Consider the following 16,404-nt stretch of genomic DNA (forward strand, 5'->3'; position numbering starts at 1 on the left):
CCGCGCTCATCAGCCGCGCCTCAGGTTGTTGCTCATGCCCATCATCTCGTCGGCCGCCTGTGCGACTCGCGAGTTGAGTTCGTAGACGCGCTGAATCAGCATCATCGACACCATCTCGTCAACAATGTTGACGTTCGAGCCTTCCAGGTTGCCGGCGAGCAGCTGGCCCATGCCCTCTTCGCCAGGGCGAGCCCGAATCGGCTCACCACCCGCCTCGGGTGCGGTGAAGATGCCGTCCCCTCGGTACTGCAGGGACTCGGGGTTGCTGAAGTTCACAAGCTCAATCTGGCCTAGCACCGTCGCTGAGCGGTCACCGGACAACAGCGCAGTGACTCGGCCATCGGCCTGGATCTGCAAGTCGGTCGCACCGTTTGGAACGCGGATGTCGGCCTTCAGTGCCTGGCCGCTGGCCAGGCTCAGGTTGCCTTCGGCGTTGACCTGCAGCGCCCCGGCGCGCGAATAGCCCGTGCTGCCACCTGGCAGGTCGACTTCAACGAAACCGACCCCGCCGATGGCCACGTCCAGCGGCCTGCCGGTGGCGCGCAGGTCGCCCTGCGCCATATCGACGCGCAGCATGCGGTTGGGCCGTGCATCGGCCTGGCCCACCGCGTCGGCACTTCGGCTTGCCGGTGCACGGTTCAAGATGGCAGAGAAGTCAAGCGACTGCCGCTTGAAGGCCGGTGTGCCCAGATTGGCGAGGTTGCCCGCCACCGAGTTCAGCTGCTCGGTCTGGACTTGAAGACCAATCGAAGAAATATAGAAAGCATCCAGCATGATGTTCAAACCTCACCGAGTTTTTCAATCACACGACCGAGCAGTTCGTCGTAGCCTTGGATCACGTGGGACAGACTTTCGAACTGACGCGAAATCTCGACCACACCGAGCATTTCGCGCGCCGAATCGGTGTTCGAGGCTTCGAGCATTCCGGAGCGCACGCGGCCGACACCTGACTCGGCAGGCTGAATGCCGTCGGGTGCAGTGAGCAAGCTGCCCGACGCGGCCTGCAGGGTGCTGCGATCGTTCGGTCGGAAGAGTGGCAGCGTTGCCACCACCGCGCCCTGGGAGGTGATGCGCCCGTCGCCGCCGATCTGCACCTCAACGCTGGGCAGGTGGATGTCGCCTTCGCTGCCCACGACGTGCAGCCCGCGCTCGCCTTCCAAGAAGCCCGTCTCGCCGACATGAAAAGTGCCGGCCCGCGTGAGCCAGGTCTGCGTGCCATCGGTCAGCGCGAAGAAGAGGTCGTCGCCTTCAATGGCCACGTCGAGTGCGCGGTGGGTCTGCGTCATCGCGCCTGGGCGCAAGTCGACACCGGTCACGCCCGAGCGGGTGGCGGCGGGAGACCCCGCAGCAGCGGGTGCGGCCCCGGATGCTGCAGCAGGGCCAGCCAGGGCCGAATCGAAGGCGCGCCCCACTGAGATGTGTCGGCGGTAGCCGGGCAGCGACGCGCTGGCGGCGTTGAGGCTGATCGCCTCCAGGCGCTGCCTGCCTTGCAGCATGCCGATGCTTGCGATCTGAAAGATGTCACTCATGGTGCGGCCCGGAAGCGGCCCTCCTGGTTGGGTGTGGTGGTGGCGGCGGCGAGCGTGATGGACGAGAAGGCGCGCAGCTCGAAGCCGGCCGCGACTTCGGCCAGCGAAATGACGCGCAAATGGGGCGTGGCGCGCTCGCACAGCGCGCGCAGGTGACGCCTCAGTTCCGGCGTGCACAGCATCACCGGAACGAGGTTGCTCTTGATCATCTTGTCTGCCGCACCGGCGATGCGGATCAGCACGGTGTCCAGCAGTCGTGGATCGGTGCGCCGCGAGGGCTCGGCCGCGCCGGTGGTGGCCGCGGATGTGGCGCCGATCAGGCTTTCCTCGACCATTGGATCCAGCGTGAGCACGTGCAAGGTTTTGCGGTCGGTGCTCAGGCTGTTGCAGATGCTGACCGCAAGCCGTTGGCGCACCAGCTCGGTGAGGGCGGCGGGGTCCTTGCTGCCGCGCACACCGTCGATCAAGGCTTCAACGACGGCTTGCAAATTGCGCACCGGTACCTTCTCGCGCAACAGGTTCTGCAATACCTTTTGCACGTCGCTCAGGGCGAGCTGCGTGGGCACGAGTTCTTCGACGAGGCCCGGCTGCATCTCGCGCACGCGTGCCAGCATGCGCTCGGTGTCTGCGCGGGTGAGGAGCTCGGCGGTGCGCTGGCGAATCACCTCGCACAGGTGCGTGAAGAGCACGGTGGTCGGGTCGACCAAGGTGTACTTGGCTTTGCGTGCGGCCTCGCGCGTGCCTTCTGCTATCCACAGGGCCGGCAGCCCGTAGCTCGGCTCGCGTGTCTCGATGCCCGGCACCAGAGACTGGTCACCGTGCGGGTGGATGGCAAGGATGCTTCCCACATGGATGCGCGCCGTGGCCACGGTTTCACCGAAGACCGAGATCCGATAGTCTTCTTCGAGCTGTGACGCGCTCTCGCGAAAGCTGACCTTGGGAACGATGAAGCCGCTCTCTTGCGCGAACTGGGTTCGAAACGAGCCCACGCGATCGATCAACACGCCTTGCGTGCCGCCCACGTGCGCAGCCAGCGCAGCGCCCAATTCGACCTCAAGCGCCTGCACGTCGTAGACCGCGTAGGGGTCTGTCTTCTCGTCCTTTTCTGCAGGCGGCGCAGCTTCATCCTTCTTTGCGCTGGCCTGGCGGCTGTAGTAGAAGGCAAGCCCCACGAACAAGGCGATCGCCAGCGGCGGCATCACCGGCATGCCCGGCATCATGGCAATGCCCAGCAGCATCAAGGCCAGGACCACCAGCGTGCGCGGAAACGCGAACAGCTGGCGCAGCACCTCGGTGCCGAGCTGGCCGTCGGAAGCCGAGCGGGTGACGATCAGGCCCGTGCCCACCGAGATCACCAGCGCCGGGATCTGCGTGACGATGCCGTCGCCGATCGTCAGCAGCGTGAAGTGCCGCAAGGCTTCACCCCAGGGCATGCCTTGCTGCAGCACGCCGATGACCAGCCCGCCGATGATGTTGATCAGCATGATGATGATGCCGGCGACGGCGTCGCCCTTGACGAACTTGCTTGCACCGTCCATCGCGCCGTAGAACGCCGCTTCGCGCTCCAGGATCTTGCGGCGGCGCTTGGCTTCGTCCTGGTCGATGAAGCCCATGTTCAGGTCGGCGTCGATGCTCATCTGCTGGCCCGGCATGCTGTCCAGCGTGAAGCGCGCGGCCACCTCGGACACGCGCTGGGCGCCGCTGGTGACGACCACGTACTGCACCACCACCAGAATCAGGAAGACGATCAGGCCGATCACGTAATTGCCGCCGACCACATAGGTGCCCACCGCGGCGATCACCTGACCGGCGTTGGCCTCCGACAGGATCAGCCGCGTCGCCGACACGTTCAGCGCTAGCCGGAACAAGGTCGCGATCAACAGGATGGCGGGGAAGGTGGAGAAGTCCACCGGCCGCGGCGCATAGAACGTCATCAGCAGCACGAGCAGCGCGAGCGAAACGTTCAGCAGGATCAGGAAGTCGAGCAGGCCCGCAGGGATGGGTGCAAACAGCACCAGCAGGATGCCCATGACCAGGGCGATCAGGGCCAGGTCGCTGTAGCGCCCGAAGATGCGTGCGAGCGCGTTCATGCTGCCGCTCGTTCAGTGCGGCCCGACCCACGTGCCGCGTAGACCCAGCGCAGCACCCTGGCCACTTCGTCGAAATGCGCTTCGGGCACGAAGGCCTGCGTCTCGTGTGAGGCAGCACGCACGGCAAACAAGGCGCGTGCCAAGGGCGGGTTCTCGACCACTGGCACGGAACGGCGGCGCGCTTCGGCGCGCATGCGCCGGGCCATCTCGCCGGTGCCGCGAGCCGTGATCAAGGGAGCGGGCATCTCGCCGTGCCGGTACTCCAGGGCCACCGCGTAGTGGGTCGGGTTGGTCAGCAGCACGTCGGCACTGCGCACCTTGGACAGCTGGCGCGCGCGCTTCAGCCACTCGTTGCGCAGCTCGCGCAGCCGTGACTTGATGCGCGGATCGCCTTCGCGCTCCTTGTGCTCGTCCTTGATTTCGCGCTTGGACATGCGCATCTGGCGCATGAACTCCCAGCGGTTAAAGCTCCAGTCGAGCAACGCGAACACGAGCATCAGTCCCGCCAGCAGCGCAAGCGCCGAACCGAGCAGGGCCAGCAGGCCGTTCGCCAACGGGTGCGGCTGCAAGACGAGCAGGCGCAACAGGTCGCCCAGCTGATGCTGGCCCCATACCGCCATGGCTGTGATGATGACGCCGAGCTTGGCGGCGCTGCGCCACAAATCGTGCAGTGACTTGACCGAGAAGAAGCGCTTGAAGCCCTTCGCTGGATTGAGTCGTGCGAAGTCGGGTTTCAGGGGCTCCGCCGTGAACACACCGCGGGCCTGCAGCGCCCCGGTGAGCACAGCGGCCACCCACAGAGTGAACACCACTGGCGAGACCACCCTCAGTGCGTGGCTCGCCAGCATCTCGACATAGGCCAGCGCCGATGCCCCCGTCAGCTCGCCACGCGCCATGAAGGGCAGGCCACGGCGAATCAGCAAGGCAACACCGTCTAACGTCTGGGCACCCAGGCCGTGAACGCAGGCCACGCAGGCGAGCAGCACGACGGCGAAGGTGAGGTCGCCGCTGCGAACGATGGAGCCGCGCTCGTGGGCCTTCTCCAGCTTGGAAGCGGTTGCCGGCTCGCCGCGGTCGAGGTCTTCGCCCTGGTCAGCCATCAGTGCACCCCGAGCACGTCGACCATGCGGGCCAGGCCCTGCCACATCAAGGGCACCCACCCGGCCACGGAAAGCGCAAGCACTGCATAGCCGACCACCACCTTGATCGGGATGGCAAGCACCAGCACGTTGACCTGCGGCAGGTTGCGCGAGGCCACACCCACCACCAGGTCCGTCAGCAGCAAGGCCGCTGCAACCGGCGCCGCGAAGGCCAGCCCCAGGGCGAACATCGACCCGGTGGCGATCAGCGGGCGCATAGGGTCATTCAGAAGCGGCACTTCGCCTAGCGGGAAGACGTCGATCGACTGCGAGATCAATTGCGCCAGCGCCAGATTCGCATCACTGACGAAGAAGAGCGTGACCCCCAGCAGGCCAACCAGGGAGCCGAGCACGTTGGCGCTGCTGCGCGAGACCGGATCGAACACGGAGCCGATGCCGAAGCCAATCTGCACATCTATCAGCCGCCCAGCGAGAGAGAACGCGGCCAACACCACATGCATGCTCAGGCCCAGCCACGCGCCGATGAACACCTCGGCCAGCACGGGCATCACCAGCAGCGCCGGGTCTGCCGCCCATGCAGCGGCAGCAGGCGCCGGTGCGCGGTAGATAAAAGTCACCAACGCCAGCCCGAAGGTGAGCGCGATGCGAACCGTGGCCGGAATGCCGTACGCCGACAGCGCGGGTGACAGCGCCAAGGCCACGGTCAGGCGGACCGTCAGCAAGGCCATCGACAGCGCCCATGGCAACAGAAGGTCGAGACCCATGGGCTCGGACAGGACGAATTCCACAGCGCAACCTACTGGGCGAGGCGTGCAAACGTGGCGACGCCGAAAGCCGTCAGCCGGTTGAGCATCCAAGGTGCCAGCAACACCAGCACGATGACGAACAGAACAAGCTTGGGCACGAAGGCGATGGAGGGGTCTTGCACCTGCGTGACCACCTGCAGCACGCTGATCAGCAGGCCCACCAGCAAGATGACCACCAACAAAGGAAGGCTCAGCACCAAGGCCAGCTTGAGGAGGTCGGACACCAGGCCGACGGCCATTTCGCTGTTCACGACCCTGCCCCTGCCGCAACAGGCGCGCTCTGCACGCCTTCAACTTTGCACGGGGCAAGCAAGGCGCTCAGCGGCGATCGAACAGGCCGACATGTGCTGGCAGTGATTCGTTCTGCAGACAAAAAAACCCCTCGCGCGCGCAGCCCGAAGGCGCACGCGTTATGAAAATTGCCGGTGTGGAGCATGGGCAGCGGCATCCGCGGCTTCGCGGGTGTCGCCCCTCAGTCAAGGAGATCGCAATTCGAAGCCGATCCCCGACATCGGGCGGGGTGCGTGCTGAAAAAAAGGTTCGCGCGGGGGCGTGGAGCGGAGGGACCGCGGGTGGCCGCGCCCCATTTGCCAAGTCAGGCGTTGGTGCTCAAGCCTCGTTGAGTGCGCGGTACAGCAACAAGCGGGCTTTTTCCCACTGGCGCTGCACGGTGCGCTCGGAGACACCCTGCATGGTCGCCACTTCGGCCAGTGTGAAACCGCAGAAGAATTTCAGGTCGACCACATGCGCGAGCTCGGGCTCCAGGTTGGACAACTCGTCCAGGGCCTCGGTGATGCCTTGAAGAAACTCGGGCTGAATGACCTGGTCTGCGTTGTGCGTGTCGAGCGAGGTGATGACCAGGCCCCCGCCGCGCTTCTGCGAATGCTTGGCCCGTATGCGATCGATCACCAGGCCGCGCATCGTGCGCGCTGCGTACGCGAGGAACCTGCCGTTGCCTTCGAACGCGAGTGACGGCCGCCGGCTGATGTCGATCCAGGCCTCATGCACCAGCGTGCTCGTGCTCAGAATCTCTTGGGCGCCATTGCGCCGCACTTCTCGACGTGCCAGGCGGCACAGATCGGCGTAGAGGGTCGTGAACAGCGCATCGGCGTCTGCTTTGGGCGTCTCAGGCGGAAACTCGGGGGTGTTCACGATGCAATTCTGCGCTGTGTGTGAAGGTATGGGCATCGGGTTCACGCGACCTGCTCCCGAGCGAGACGTGGCAGTTCGGGGACCGGCAATTCAACAACAGGGGGTAGGCTGCTGCAGGCTGCAGCAAGGATCAGAGGAAATGAGGCCAGAACAAATCGCTGCATGGGGTTCTCCGTGGCAAGTGTCGACCGAGCTCAGCGATGTACCGAGATCCCTACTTACGGAGTTGCCGGCCCCCCGGACGCAAGGCCGCATGCGCCGTTACATTTGCCGCGCGCCAGTCCGAAGGCTTCGCGCAATGAGACTCGATTATTCGAACTTGTCCGCTCCAACGCCCATCTCAGCGTCGCTGACGTTTGCTCGCGAGTCCATCGTTTGTCGCGCGCTGCCTTCGTGGCAGTCGTTCCATACAGGACAGAAAAGGCTAAGTTTCTGCACGCAGCCCATGGGGACGTATCGGAATGGCCTGGCCGTGCCCGACATTGACTTACGAACTGTTTCCGCTTGACCCGTTCACGAGGAGAGCCCCAGATGACCCTACCGGATCGCCAGCGCTGGCAGCAGCTCAGCCCTTTGCTCGACGAGTTGCTGGACCTTGAAGCGGACCAGCGCCAACACCGGCTGGCGCAACTGCGTGCGCTTGACGCATCCATGGCCGATGAGCTCGACACCCTGCTGAACGCGTCAAGCCGCGCCGAGCAGGCCAGCTTTCTTGCCATCGCTGCGCACGCTGACGACGCGGCACCAGGCGCGCTGGTTGGCGAGCAGATCGGTGCCTACATCATTGAGGCTGCGCTGGGCCAGGGCGGCACCGGCAGCGTCTGGCGCGCGCGGCGCGCTGATGGCCGCTTCGAGGGCGCCGTGGCGATCAAGCTGCTGCACCTGTCCTTGATGGGGCGCATGGGTGCGGTGAGGTTCGAGCACGAAGGCGCGATTCTGGCGCGGCTGACCCACCCCAACATCGCCAGGCTGCTGGACGCCGGCGTGACCACCGCAGGGCAACCCTATCTGGTGCTCGAGTTGGTGGACGGCGAGCGCATCGACCACCATTGCAGCTTGCGGCGGCTGAGCGTGGAGCAACGCCTGGCACTGTTCGACGATGTTCTGGCTGCGGTGGCGCATGCGCACAGCCACCTCGTGATCCATCGCGACATCAAACCCACCAACATCCTGGTGACCGCAGGGGGCGGCGTCAAGCTGCTGGACTTCGGCATTGCCAAGCTGCTGCAAGACCAGCCCGAGGCCTCGCCCGTCACCGCCGAAGGCCAGCGTGCGCTGACGCCCGAGTACGCCGCACCAGAGCAGTTGCAGGGCACACCCGTCACGACCGCCACTGACGTCTATTCGCTGGGTGTGCTTTTGTACCAACTGCTGACGGGGCGGCACCCGACTGCCAACGACGTCACCTTGCCCGCCGAGGTAATGCGTGCCACCTTGGACACCGACCCGCTGCGCATGGCCACCGCGCTGACCCTGCCGCGATCGGACGATGCGCCTGCGATGGCCCAGGTGGCACTGGACCGCAACACGACGTTGCCGCGCCTGCGCCGCCAGCTCCAAGGCGACCTGGAAAACATCGTGATGCGCACGCTGCGCAAGATCCCGTCAGAGCGCTATCAAACCGTCGCGGCCCTGGCGGAAGACTTGCGCCGCTACCGTGCCAACGAACCCGTGAGTGCGCGAGCGGATTCTCTGGCCTACCGCTGTGCCAAGTTCGTGCGCCGCCGCCGCGGCTTGGTGGCGGCGGCGGCGATCGTCATGCTCGCGGTCACCGCCGGCTTGATCGGCACCATCACGCAGGCGCAACGCGCGCAGGCCTCGGCGCTTCGGGCGCAACAAGAGCGCGACCACGCACTGCGCTCGCTGGCCTACGCGCAGTCGAGCAGCGAATTCATCAACTTCCTGCTGGAAGAGGGCTACGACAAGCCGCTCACGACGGCCGAGCTGCTGGCGCGAGCCGAACCGATGCTGGAGAAGCAGTTTGTCGACGACCCGGCGCAGCGTGCGCATCTCGAGCTGATCGTTGGAAACCTCTTTGCACAGGCCAACTATCGCGCGAAGGGGCAGGCGCTTCTTTTGCGTGCTCGCAGCGACGCGCGCGATGCACCCGACATCTCGCTGAAAGCCGAAATCGAGTGCCAGATTGCGTCCGAGCACGGCCACGCTGGCGAAGAAGAGCTGGCGCGCCCACTGTTCGACAGCGCCATCGCAAGCTTGCGAACGGCACCAGACGCCGACCAGGGCACGCTCGCCCAATGCCTTCAAAGCCGCAGCGAGGTCGCCAATTTGAGGGGCGATGCCAAGGCCGGATTGACCGATGCACAGGCCGCGATGGAGCTTTTGAGAACCTACGCTCGCGCGCCGCGCACCCAGTTGATCGTGACGCGTGCGACGCTGGCCGATTCGCTTGCAAAGTTGGGCCGCTCGGCCGATTCCGTTCAGGAGTACCGCCTTGCCATCAGCGAGCTGGAGGCGATGGGCCGCGGACAAACGCGGCAAGCCATCGGGCTGTACAACAACGTTGGCGTGGCGCTGTCCAGAGCGGGCCAGACGCTGGGCGCGGTCGACGCCTACCGACACGCGTTCGAGATCGGCCGCGGATTCGGTGGCGCAGAGCCTGCACTTGAAGGCAACTACGCCAACAGGTTGATCGAGATGGGCCGTTCCCCGGAAGCCATCCCCCTGATCGAGCACGCCCTCGCCGAATCGAAAGCGCGTGGCGACAAGCGCACCGGCGCGACGGTCATGGCGCAAGGTGCGCGCGCCTGGTGCTTCACCAACGCGCTCGCTCGTTGCGAAGAGTTGCTGTCCATGGCCCGATCCGAGTTGACGGCCATCTTGCCACCCGGGCACTCGACCTTCGGCACGCTTGAAACGACACAGGCACAACTGGCGTTGGCACACCTGGACCTGCAGCGTGCCCGCGCAGGGCTGGTGCGCGCCGTCGCCATCTTCGATGCCGCTGCCGACAGGAATCGCATCGGCATCCGGGCGCTGACCTTGCTGGCCCGCACCGAGCTGCAACTGGGCGAGCTCGACGCCGCCGAGGCGCATGCAGGTCGCGCCGTCACGCAAGCTCGAGAAGCGAAGGCCGGCTTCAACCACAGCGAGTGGATGGGCAGTGCCCTGGTCGCGCAAGGCATGGTGCAGCGTGCGCGGGGCGATGGCGCTGCGGCACAGGCATCTTGGCGCGCAGCGCTGACCGAGTTGCAGGCAAGCGTCGGTGATTCGGCTCCTGCCACCCTGGAAATCCGCCAGCTTTTGGGCATGCCGAAGTGAGCAACGCGGTGAGCAACGAAATGATTGCGCCGCGAACCCGAGCCTATTGACGCGCCCGGTCTGCACCTTTGCTGCGCGCCTGCGGTGGGTTGAGCAGCATGCTCAGGATCAGCTCGATTTGTGCTTCACTCAGAGCCTTGCCTTGCAGGTTGAAGTAGCCGATCAAGGCGCAATAGTTCCAGCGTGCCAAGGTCGCCGCGTCTGCAGGTGGCCAACCCAGGGCTTCGATCAGGCCCGTGGCATAGGTCAGGCGTTTCTTGTCGACGCGACCGATGACCTGGCCGGCCAGCACGTCGCTGAGCGCCCAAGACCGCACCGCCAGCGTCATCCGCGGGTCGGCGCTCAAGGTCAGCGCCAGCAGCCGGCGCAACTTGTCCGCAGGCGTGCTGGCCAGTTGTTCGACGTGCTCGATGATCAATTGTGTGCGGCTGCGTTCCCACTCTTCCAGCAGCGCCGTCAGGTATTCGCCCTGGCTTTTGAAGTGCCAGTAGAAGCTGCCCTTGGTGACACCCAGTTGTTTCGCAATGGCGCTGACGCCCAACCCTTCCGGGCCATGCGTGGCCAGCCGCAACAGACCCGCATCCAGCCAGCTTTGGCGGTCCAGTCTTTCAATCATGCGGATTTCCGTACCCATCGGTATTGACGAACATTGAATGTCGAAATAGTATATCCATACCCATTGGTATGGAGATTTCTTATGCTGTTGATCGCCGCCCGAACCTTGCTGATCGCCGGAGTGCTGCACGTCATCTTCGGCATCATTCGGTATCGCGCACCGCTGCTGGAGGCCGTGGCCGAAGGCTTTGTGGGGCGCTTCATGCACAGCGACACGCGCCGCCTGGCATTCTGGTTCATCCTCTTCGGCCCGTTTTTGACGCTGCTGGGTCAGGTGTCGCTGCAGGCGATAGATCGAGGCGACCTGGGGCTTGTCCGCACCATCGGCGGCTACCTGCTGGCCGCTGGGGTGGTGGGTGTACTGGCCTTCCCGAAGTCACCCCTTTGGAGTGTGTTGCCGATCGCCTTGGTGTTTGTCGGTGCTGGTCGGGGCTGGCTGCCGTGGTGATTGAATGGAAAGACTTGCCAGGCATGGGCACGCGGCCGGCAGTGTTCGCCACAAACCGCAAGCAGCCGCACTCAGGGCCCAACGCGCAGACAAGTCGCTGACCAACCCAGCCCACCGCCATGCAACTTCGTTCCCTTCATCGTGTCTCGGCCCTGGTCGTTGGCGCGTATGCCTTCTTCCACATCGCCAACCACCTGACAGCGCTGCACAGCGTGGCCACCCATGTTGCGGTCATGTCTTCGCTTCGAGGCGTGTATCGACATCCGGTCGTCGAGTCATTGCTACTGTTCTGCGTGGCCTTCCAGGTGACTTCCGGGCTGTGGCTGCTCTTGCGCGGGTGGTCAACCAGAGTCGGGCGGGTGGCCTGGCTTCAGGCTCTGTCTGGTGCGTACATCGCGTTTTTTTTGGTCGTCCATGTGGGCGCGGTGATCTTTGGGCGCTCTGCGCTGGGCCTGGACACGAACTTCTATTTCGCCGCCGCAGGGTTTTATGTTCCGCCTTATGAGTGGTTCTTTGCCCCTTACTACACCCTGGCGGTGATGGCACTCTTCGCCCACATCGGCTGCGCGATCTATTGGCAGTTGCGTCAGTCCGCTCCCGCCGGCGCAACACGCGGCCTCGCCATGGCGCTGGTTCTCGGTTCCGTGTCAGCTCTCGCCATCACTCTGTCTCTGGCGGGCAAGATCCAGGCAGTGAGCATCCCCGCGGCTTACACGGCCACTTACGGCGCCCGGTGAGACGTGTCCGCGGCGTGCACTGCGAAGTTGAAGCCATCCCGGGTCAGGATGAACGTTCCCCCGTCTTGGTGTCCAACCGCGCCCACCAGGGCCTGACCTAGCTGCTGAAGGCTTTTCGCGCACGTGCGCACCACCAACCCTGGGACACATTGAAAATGGAAACTGCACTGTTGCTACTCGGCTGCTCCATATTTGTCATTCTTGGTATTGGACATGCCGCCTTGATGCTGTTCAGCACGAAGTTTGAGCCCCGCGACCCGAACCTGCTGACGCAACTCAAGAGCGGCAAAGCGGGCCTGTCCACCACCGGCAATCTGTGGAATGGCATCAAGGGCTTCCATCTGAGCCACAGTCTGGGGCTGATCCTCTTCGGTGGGTTTTACGCCACGCTCGCGCTCGAAAACCCCGGCTACTTGCAGTCCTCCAACATCTTGAATCTGGGGTTGCTGCTGGTACCGGTCGTCTACATCTACCTGGCGCACCGGTTTTGGTTCAGCGTGCCCAGAAATTGTTTCGTCGTGGCGCTGGGTTTGCTGGCACTGTCTGTCGCCTGCCGATGAGATGGCACGCCATGACGCCGCGCGCGGCGAGCCATCCATCGATGTCGCGATGGCGCAAATGCGTCGTCCGACCGAAATGGTCAGCGCTGCGGCCGAATCCGGTAGATCGCGTTGTTCTTGTCCGCGCTGAAGTAGATGCTGCCGTCCGCACCCACTGCCACGCCGGTCGGCACGTTCGGCGGCGGGAAGCCGGGCGCGCCGGGCGCCAGGCCGATCGGCAGGTTCTCGGCCACGGTGCGCTTCGCGCCCGTCGCCGGATCGATCTCGGTCAGCTTCGCGGCCGCTGCCTCGGCGACGATGAAGCTGCCCCACGGTGTTTGCGCCACGCCTTCGGGCAGCGCGAGGCCGCTGGCGATCTCGGTCTTCTTGCCGTCCGCCAGATCGATGCGCGTCAGCTTGCCTGCGGCCTCGGTCACGTAGAGCGCGCCGTCGCGGCCGAGGATCATCTGCACCGGACCGCCCAGGCCATTGGCCACGACCGTGGTCGTTTTGTAGTCAGTGCCGCTGGCGCGCGTGATGGTGCCGGTGGCGATCTCGGCGTAGATCACGCTGCCGTCTTCCATCGGGATCGCGTCATACGGCGCCTTCAACCCGTGGATCATCGCGGTGGTCTTCTTCGTCGCGCGGTCGATGATCTGCACCGTGCCGGTGAACCACGACGACAGCGCGAACGAGCGTGAAGAAATGCCTATGCCGAACGGGTATTCCATGTGCGAGTCGGTCGCGTGCATGCGAAACACGTCAGTCGTTTCTGCGTTCGTCACGTTGACCTCGCGGAAGCCGAAGACGTCGGCCACCCACAATGAGTTGCCGTCAATCTTCAGGCCGGCTGGCACGGCGACCCTGCCGCTGGTGAGTGTGCGCACCGTGTCGGTCGCGGGGTTGTAGGCCTCGACCTGGTTGTTCGCCATGTTCGACACGTAGATCGTGCTGTCGGGTGCGATCGCGAGGTTGTCGAGCGAGGGCTTGAGCTGCTTCATCACCGTCTTCTTGCCGGTGGCCAGCTCGACCTTGCTCAGCTCGCCGGTGGCGGTGTCGACCGCCCACAGGTTGCCTTTGCCGTCGAGGTTGGCCGCGGCCGGGATCTTGAACTCGCTGTTGAGCACCGTGATCGCGCCGTTCTCGGGGTTGACCTTCACGAGCTGGCCCTTGAACCACAGCGGGCCGTAGATCATGCCGTCGAGGCCGACCTCGAAACCATTGAGGCCGCCCAGATCCTTCGCGATCAGGCGCGGCGGTTTGGTACCGGCAACGTCGATCTCCCAGAGCGCGTCGCCGAGGAAGACCTGCGACGCGTACAGCTTGCCGTTGCGGCGGTCGAAGTCGAGCGAATTCAGGCCCGGCAGGTCCCTGGCGAGCACCTTCATCGGCGCCGTGTCGCTCTCGCGGTAGCGCAGCGCGCCCACCAGGTAGTTGGTCCACGCCAGCTCGCCCTTGGGGCCGACCGCGATGTCGTCGGCCTGGCCTTCCGGTGCGGCGATGAAGACCTTGGCGGCGCCGGTCGTGCGATCGACTTCCCAGATCGATGAGCCCAGCACGCTGCCGGCCAGCAGCCGGCCCTTCGCGTCGACCGCCAGGCCGTGCACGCCGGCGAACGACGAGGGAGCGACCAGCGGCTCGGGGGCTGCCCATGCGGTTGGCCGCGTGGGAGACGATGCGCAGGCGCCGAGTGCTAAGGCAGCAACCACAATGCCACTACGAATGAACAGGTTCATGCTCGTCTCCGATATTTGTTTTGGGCGAGGATGCAGTCTAGGCCTCGCGCGGGATCGTCGCCAGCAGGGCACCACCGATTTAGAGTGACATCGATGGCCGCAGCGCCATCGCCGCGCGCCAGCGCTGCAGGTGTGGGTGCGCCTCGCCGGGCTTGACCTTCACGACGCGTGCGAAGTCGACGGCCACGACGGCGGTGATGTCAGCAATGCTGAACTGATCGGCCGCAATGAACTCGCGCTGCGCGAGCCGCTCGTTCAGCGTGGCGAAGAATTGCTGTACCCGCGCGACGCCACGCTGCGCCAGCTCGGGAATCTGCGCGTAGTCGACCGGCCCCGGCAGCGCGCGATTGGCCATCGCTGGCGAGCCGTTGCGCAGGGCCTCGGCGATCGACAGCAAGCCTTCGAATTCGACACGCCATTGCCAGCTCGCGATCTCGGCCTTGTCGCGCGGCGTGCTGCCCAGCAGCGGTGGTTGCGGGAACTGCGCCTCGACCCATGCGGTGATCGCCGCGTTGTCGGTCAGCAGCAGCTCGTCTTCGGTGCGCAATGCAGGCACAGTGCACTGCGGGTTGATCTGGCGATAGGCCTCGCCGAGTTGCTCGCCGGTGCGCAAGTCGATCAGTACCGTCTCATGCGCTACGCCTTTCTCGGCGAGCAGGATGCGCGCGCGGCGCGGGCTCGGTGCGGTGGCGCAGTCATAAAGAGTGATCATGGTGCGCTGAGCTTGTCTTGGGTCTTGGTGTCGAAGTCGCTCGCCTCGTGGCGCTCATGCAGCTGGCTGGACGGTTGACCCCAGGTGCGGTTGACCATGCGGCCGCGCTGCGCTGCGGGGCGCTTGGCGATCTCGTCGGTCCAGCGCAGCACGTTTTTGTAGTCCTGAACCTGCAGGAACTCGCCCGCTTCGTAGAGCTGGCCTTTCACGAGCGTGCCGTACCACGGCCAGATCGCCATGTCTGCGATCGTGTAGTGGTCGCCTGCGAGGTACTGCGCTTCGCCGAGCCGGCGATCGAGCACATCGAGCTGGCGCTTGACCTCCATGGCATAGCGGTCGATTGCGTATTCGATCTTGATCGGCGCATACGCAAAGAAGTGCCCGAAGCCACCCCCGAGAAACGGCGCGCTGCCCATCTGCCAGAACAGCCACGACAGGCATTCGGCACGCTCCACCCCAAGCGTGGGCAGAAACTCGCCGAACTTCTCCGCCAGATGGATCAGGATCGCGCCAGACTCGAACACGCGCACCGGCGTCGGCCCGCTGTGGTCCGACAGCGCAGGGATCTTGGAGTTGGGGTTGACGGCGACGAAGCCGCTGCTGAACTGCGCGCCTGCGTTGATCGGCACCAACCACGCGTCGTACTCGGCACCGGCATGACCCAGCGCGAGCAACTCCTCCAGCATGATCGTGACCTTAACGCCGTTCGGCGTGGCCAGCGAATAGAGCTGCATCGGATGCCGCCCTACCGGCAAGTCTTTGTCGTGCGTCGCCCCGGCGGTCGGGCGGTTGATGTTCGCGAAGCGACCGCCGTTCTCGGTCTTCCAGGTCCAGACGGTCGGTGGCGTGAAGCCGGAAGAATCGGTCATGCAGTGAACTCCGTGTAGTGGACGATGGGCGCGACGAGCGCGCCCGCTGCGAATGAGTGTACGGACTTGGCGGAGCTCTACGCGAGGCTCGCGCCTGCTGCGCGATCGCGTCCACTTCTCCGGCGCTCAGCACACCTGCGCAGTAAATGGCTCGGCTGGATTCACATCAGTTCGTTGAGCATGTAGTAGGCGTTGTCTTTCAACTTGTGCCACAGCCCGCGCTTGCGCCAGGCCTCAAGCTTGATCTCGGTGCAATGCGGTGCGTACTTGTCGAACACCGCGTCGAGCCGTGCCGCGGTGGCCGTGTCGCAGATCCCCAGCACGATCTCGTCGTTCGTCTCGAACGACCGGTCATCAAAGTTGCTTGAACCGATGGCGCTCCACACGCCGTCGATCGTCATCACCTTCTGGTGCAACAGCGTGTGCGGGTACTCAAAGAGGCGCACGCCGCAGCGCAGCAACTTCTCGAAGTTGCGGTGCCCGGCGTGCTGAACCATCGGGTTGTCCGAGCCGCCGGTCGAGGGCATCATCACTCGCACGTCGACCCCGCGCGCCACCGCCCGGCCGAAGGCATCGATCGCCTCAGGCTCGGGAATGAAGTACGGGTTCTGAATACGTATGCTCTTGCGCGCCATGCAGATGGCAGCGTGGTGCAGTAGCTTCACCGCAGGCGCCGAGCCCTCGGGTTTGAGGTAGGCGGCGTGGATCGACACCTCGCCGGCCGGCTGGAGCGCAGGGAATACATCGTCACCGACGAAAACTGGACCGGCAAAACTGGCGAAGTCTTCGTCG

Annotated in this window: 16 protein-coding genes; 4 read left to right on the forward strand and 12 right to left on the reverse strand. The window is 64.8% G+C overall.

Annotation, left to right across the window (positions count from 1 at the left end; all coding sequences use genetic code 11):
• Positions 1–9 precede the first annotated feature (9 nt).
• From AC30QB_RS17575 to AC30QB_RS17605, 7 genes are all read right to left on the reverse strand, one after another.
• The gene (locus AC30QB_RS17575) at positions 10–774 is read right to left on the reverse strand and encodes a flagellar hook-basal body protein (protein WP_489547547.1); all 765 of its coding nucleotides are present in this window, start codon (positions 772–774) and stop codon (positions 10–12) included.
• A 5-nt stretch (positions 775–779) separates the two neighbouring features.
• Positions 780–1,529, reverse strand: coding sequence for a flagellar hook-basal body protein (locus tag AC30QB_RS17580; RefSeq protein ID WP_489547548.1), 750 nt, complete (start codon positions 1,527–1,529; stop codon positions 780–782).
• A complete protein-coding gene (locus tag AC30QB_RS17585) occupies positions 1,526–3,619 on the reverse strand; it encodes a flagellar biosynthesis protein FlhA (protein WP_489547549.1) in 2,094 nt (697 codons plus the stop codon). The genes AC30QB_RS17580 and AC30QB_RS17585 overlap by 4 nt, the downstream gene beginning before the upstream one ends.
• Entirely contained in the window at positions 3,616–4,719 is a 1,104-nt protein-coding gene (locus AC30QB_RS17590; RefSeq protein ID WP_489547550.1) for an EscU/YscU/HrcU family type III secretion system export apparatus switch protein, read from the reverse strand. The genes AC30QB_RS17585 and AC30QB_RS17590 overlap by 4 nt, the downstream gene beginning before the upstream one ends.
• A complete protein-coding gene (locus AC30QB_RS17595; protein ID WP_489547551.1) occupies positions 4,719–5,507 on the reverse strand; it encodes a flagellar biosynthetic protein FliR in 789 nt (262 codons plus the stop codon). The genes AC30QB_RS17590 and AC30QB_RS17595 overlap by 1 nt, the downstream gene beginning before the upstream one ends.
• Positions 5,508–5,515: 8 nt before the next feature.
• A complete protein-coding gene (locus tag AC30QB_RS17600; protein ID WP_489547552.1) occupies positions 5,516–5,776 on the reverse strand; it encodes a flagellar biosynthetic protein FliQ in 261 nt (86 codons plus the stop codon).
• Positions 5,777–6,134: 358 nt separating this feature from the next.
• Positions 6,135–6,677 (reverse strand): ECF-type sigma factor, encoded by a 543-nt coding sequence (locus tag AC30QB_RS17605; RefSeq protein WP_489547553.1) that lies wholly within the window; start codon positions 6,675–6,677, stop codon positions 6,135–6,137.
• Between the two features lie 531 nt (positions 6,678–7,208).
• On the opposite strand from AC30QB_RS17605, the gene AC30QB_RS17610 reads away from it, so the two are divergent.
• The gene (locus AC30QB_RS17610) at positions 7,209–9,956 is read left to right on the forward strand and encodes a serine/threonine-protein kinase (RefSeq protein ID WP_489547554.1); all 2,748 of its coding nucleotides are present in this window, start codon (positions 7,209–7,211) and stop codon (positions 9,954–9,956) included.
• 43 nt (positions 9,957–9,999) lie between these two features.
• Here the strand turns inward: AC30QB_RS17610 and AC30QB_RS17615 are convergent, their stop codons facing one another.
• Positions 10,000–10,572: a TetR/AcrR family transcriptional regulator gene (locus AC30QB_RS17615; protein WP_489547555.1), complete on the reverse strand. Its 573-nt coding sequence runs from the start codon at positions 10,570–10,572 to the stop codon at positions 10,000–10,002.
• Between the two features lie 81 nt (positions 10,573–10,653).
• Here AC30QB_RS17615 and AC30QB_RS17620 point away from each other — a divergent pair, with 81 nt between their 5' ends.
• From AC30QB_RS17620 to AC30QB_RS17630, 3 genes are all read left to right on the forward strand, one after another.
• Positions 10,654–11,019, forward strand: a complete 366-nt coding sequence (locus tag AC30QB_RS17620; protein ID WP_489547556.1) for a DUF6463 family protein — start codon at positions 10,654–10,656, stop codon at positions 11,017–11,019.
• A 119-nt stretch (positions 11,020–11,138) separates the two neighbouring features.
• Positions 11,139–11,756, forward strand: a complete 618-nt coding sequence (locus tag AC30QB_RS17625) for a hypothetical protein (protein ID WP_489547557.1) — start codon at positions 11,139–11,141, stop codon at positions 11,754–11,756.
• Positions 11,757–11,911: 155 nt separating this feature from the next.
• Positions 11,912–12,316: an LIC_13387 family protein gene (locus tag AC30QB_RS17630; RefSeq protein WP_489547558.1), complete on the forward strand. Its 405-nt coding sequence runs from the start codon at positions 11,912–11,914 to the stop codon at positions 12,314–12,316.
• Between the two features lie 80 nt (positions 12,317–12,396).
• On the opposite strand, the gene AC30QB_RS17635 is transcribed toward AC30QB_RS17630, so the two are convergent.
• From AC30QB_RS17635 to AC30QB_RS17650, 4 genes are all read right to left on the reverse strand, one after another.
• A complete protein-coding gene (locus AC30QB_RS17635) occupies positions 12,397–14,031 on the reverse strand; it encodes a Vgb family protein (protein WP_489547559.1) in 1,635 nt (544 codons plus the stop codon).
• Between the two features lie 79 nt (positions 14,032–14,110).
• Positions 14,111–14,743, reverse strand: coding sequence for a glutathione S-transferase family protein (locus AC30QB_RS17640; RefSeq protein ID WP_489547560.1), 633 nt, complete (start codon positions 14,741–14,743; stop codon positions 14,111–14,113).
• Positions 14,740–15,612, reverse strand: a complete 873-nt coding sequence (gene yghU, locus AC30QB_RS17645) for a glutathione-dependent disulfide-bond oxidoreductase (protein ID WP_489547561.1) — start codon at positions 15,610–15,612, stop codon at positions 14,740–14,742. The genes AC30QB_RS17640 and yghU overlap by 4 nt, the downstream gene beginning before the upstream one ends.
• A 161-nt stretch (positions 15,613–15,773) precedes the next feature.
• The coding region (locus AC30QB_RS17650; protein WP_489547562.1) for a phospholipase D-like domain-containing protein at positions 15,774–16,404 on the reverse strand (631 nt) is incomplete at its 5' end.

Origin of the sequence: Rhizobacter sp., assembly GCF_046595475.1 — a bacterium.
GTDB lineage: Bacteria > Pseudomonadota > Gammaproteobacteria > Burkholderiales > Burkholderiaceae_C > Rhizobacter.

Coding starts and splice junctions, on each gene's coding strand:
- AC30QB_RS17610 (WP_489547554.1), top strand. CDS start 7,209: ATGACCCTACCGGATCGCCAGCGCTGGCAGCAGCTCAGCCCTTTGCTC.
- AC30QB_RS17630 (WP_489547558.1), top strand. CDS start 11,912: ATGGAAACTGCACTGTTGCTACTCGGCTGCTCCATATTTGTCATTCTT.
- AC30QB_RS17575 (WP_489547547.1), bottom strand. CDS start 774: ATGCTGGATGCTTTCTATATTTCTTCGATTGGTCTTCAAGTCCAGACC.
- AC30QB_RS17585 (WP_489547549.1), bottom strand. CDS start 3,619: ATGAACGCGCTCGCACGCATCTTCGGGCGCTACAGCGACCTGGCCCTG.
- AC30QB_RS17640 (WP_489547560.1), bottom strand. CDS start 14,743: ATGATCACTCTTTATGACTGCGCCACCGCACCGAGCCCGCGCCGCGCG.
- AC30QB_RS17620 (WP_489547556.1), top strand. CDS start 10,654: ATGCTGTTGATCGCCGCCCGAACCTTGCTGATCGCCGGAGTGCTGCAC.
- AC30QB_RS17615 (WP_489547555.1), bottom strand. CDS start 10,572: ATGATTGAAAGACTGGACCGCCAAAGCTGGCTGGATGCGGGTCTGTTG.
- AC30QB_RS17635 (WP_489547559.1), bottom strand. CDS start 14,031: ATGAACCTGTTCATTCGTAGTGGCATTGTGGTTGCTGCCTTAGCACTC.
- yghU (WP_489547561.1), bottom strand. CDS start 15,612: ATGACCGATTCTTCCGGCTTCACGCCACCGACCGTCTGGACCTGGAAG.
- AC30QB_RS17590 (WP_489547550.1), bottom strand. CDS start 4,719: ATGGCTGACCAGGGCGAAGACCTCGACCGCGGCGAGCCGGCAACCGCT.
- AC30QB_RS17625 (WP_489547557.1), top strand. CDS start 11,139: ATGCAACTTCGTTCCCTTCATCGTGTCTCGGCCCTGGTCGTTGGCGCG.
- AC30QB_RS17580 (WP_489547548.1), bottom strand. CDS start 1,529: ATGAGTGACATCTTTCAGATCGCAAGCATCGGCATGCTGCAAGGCAGG.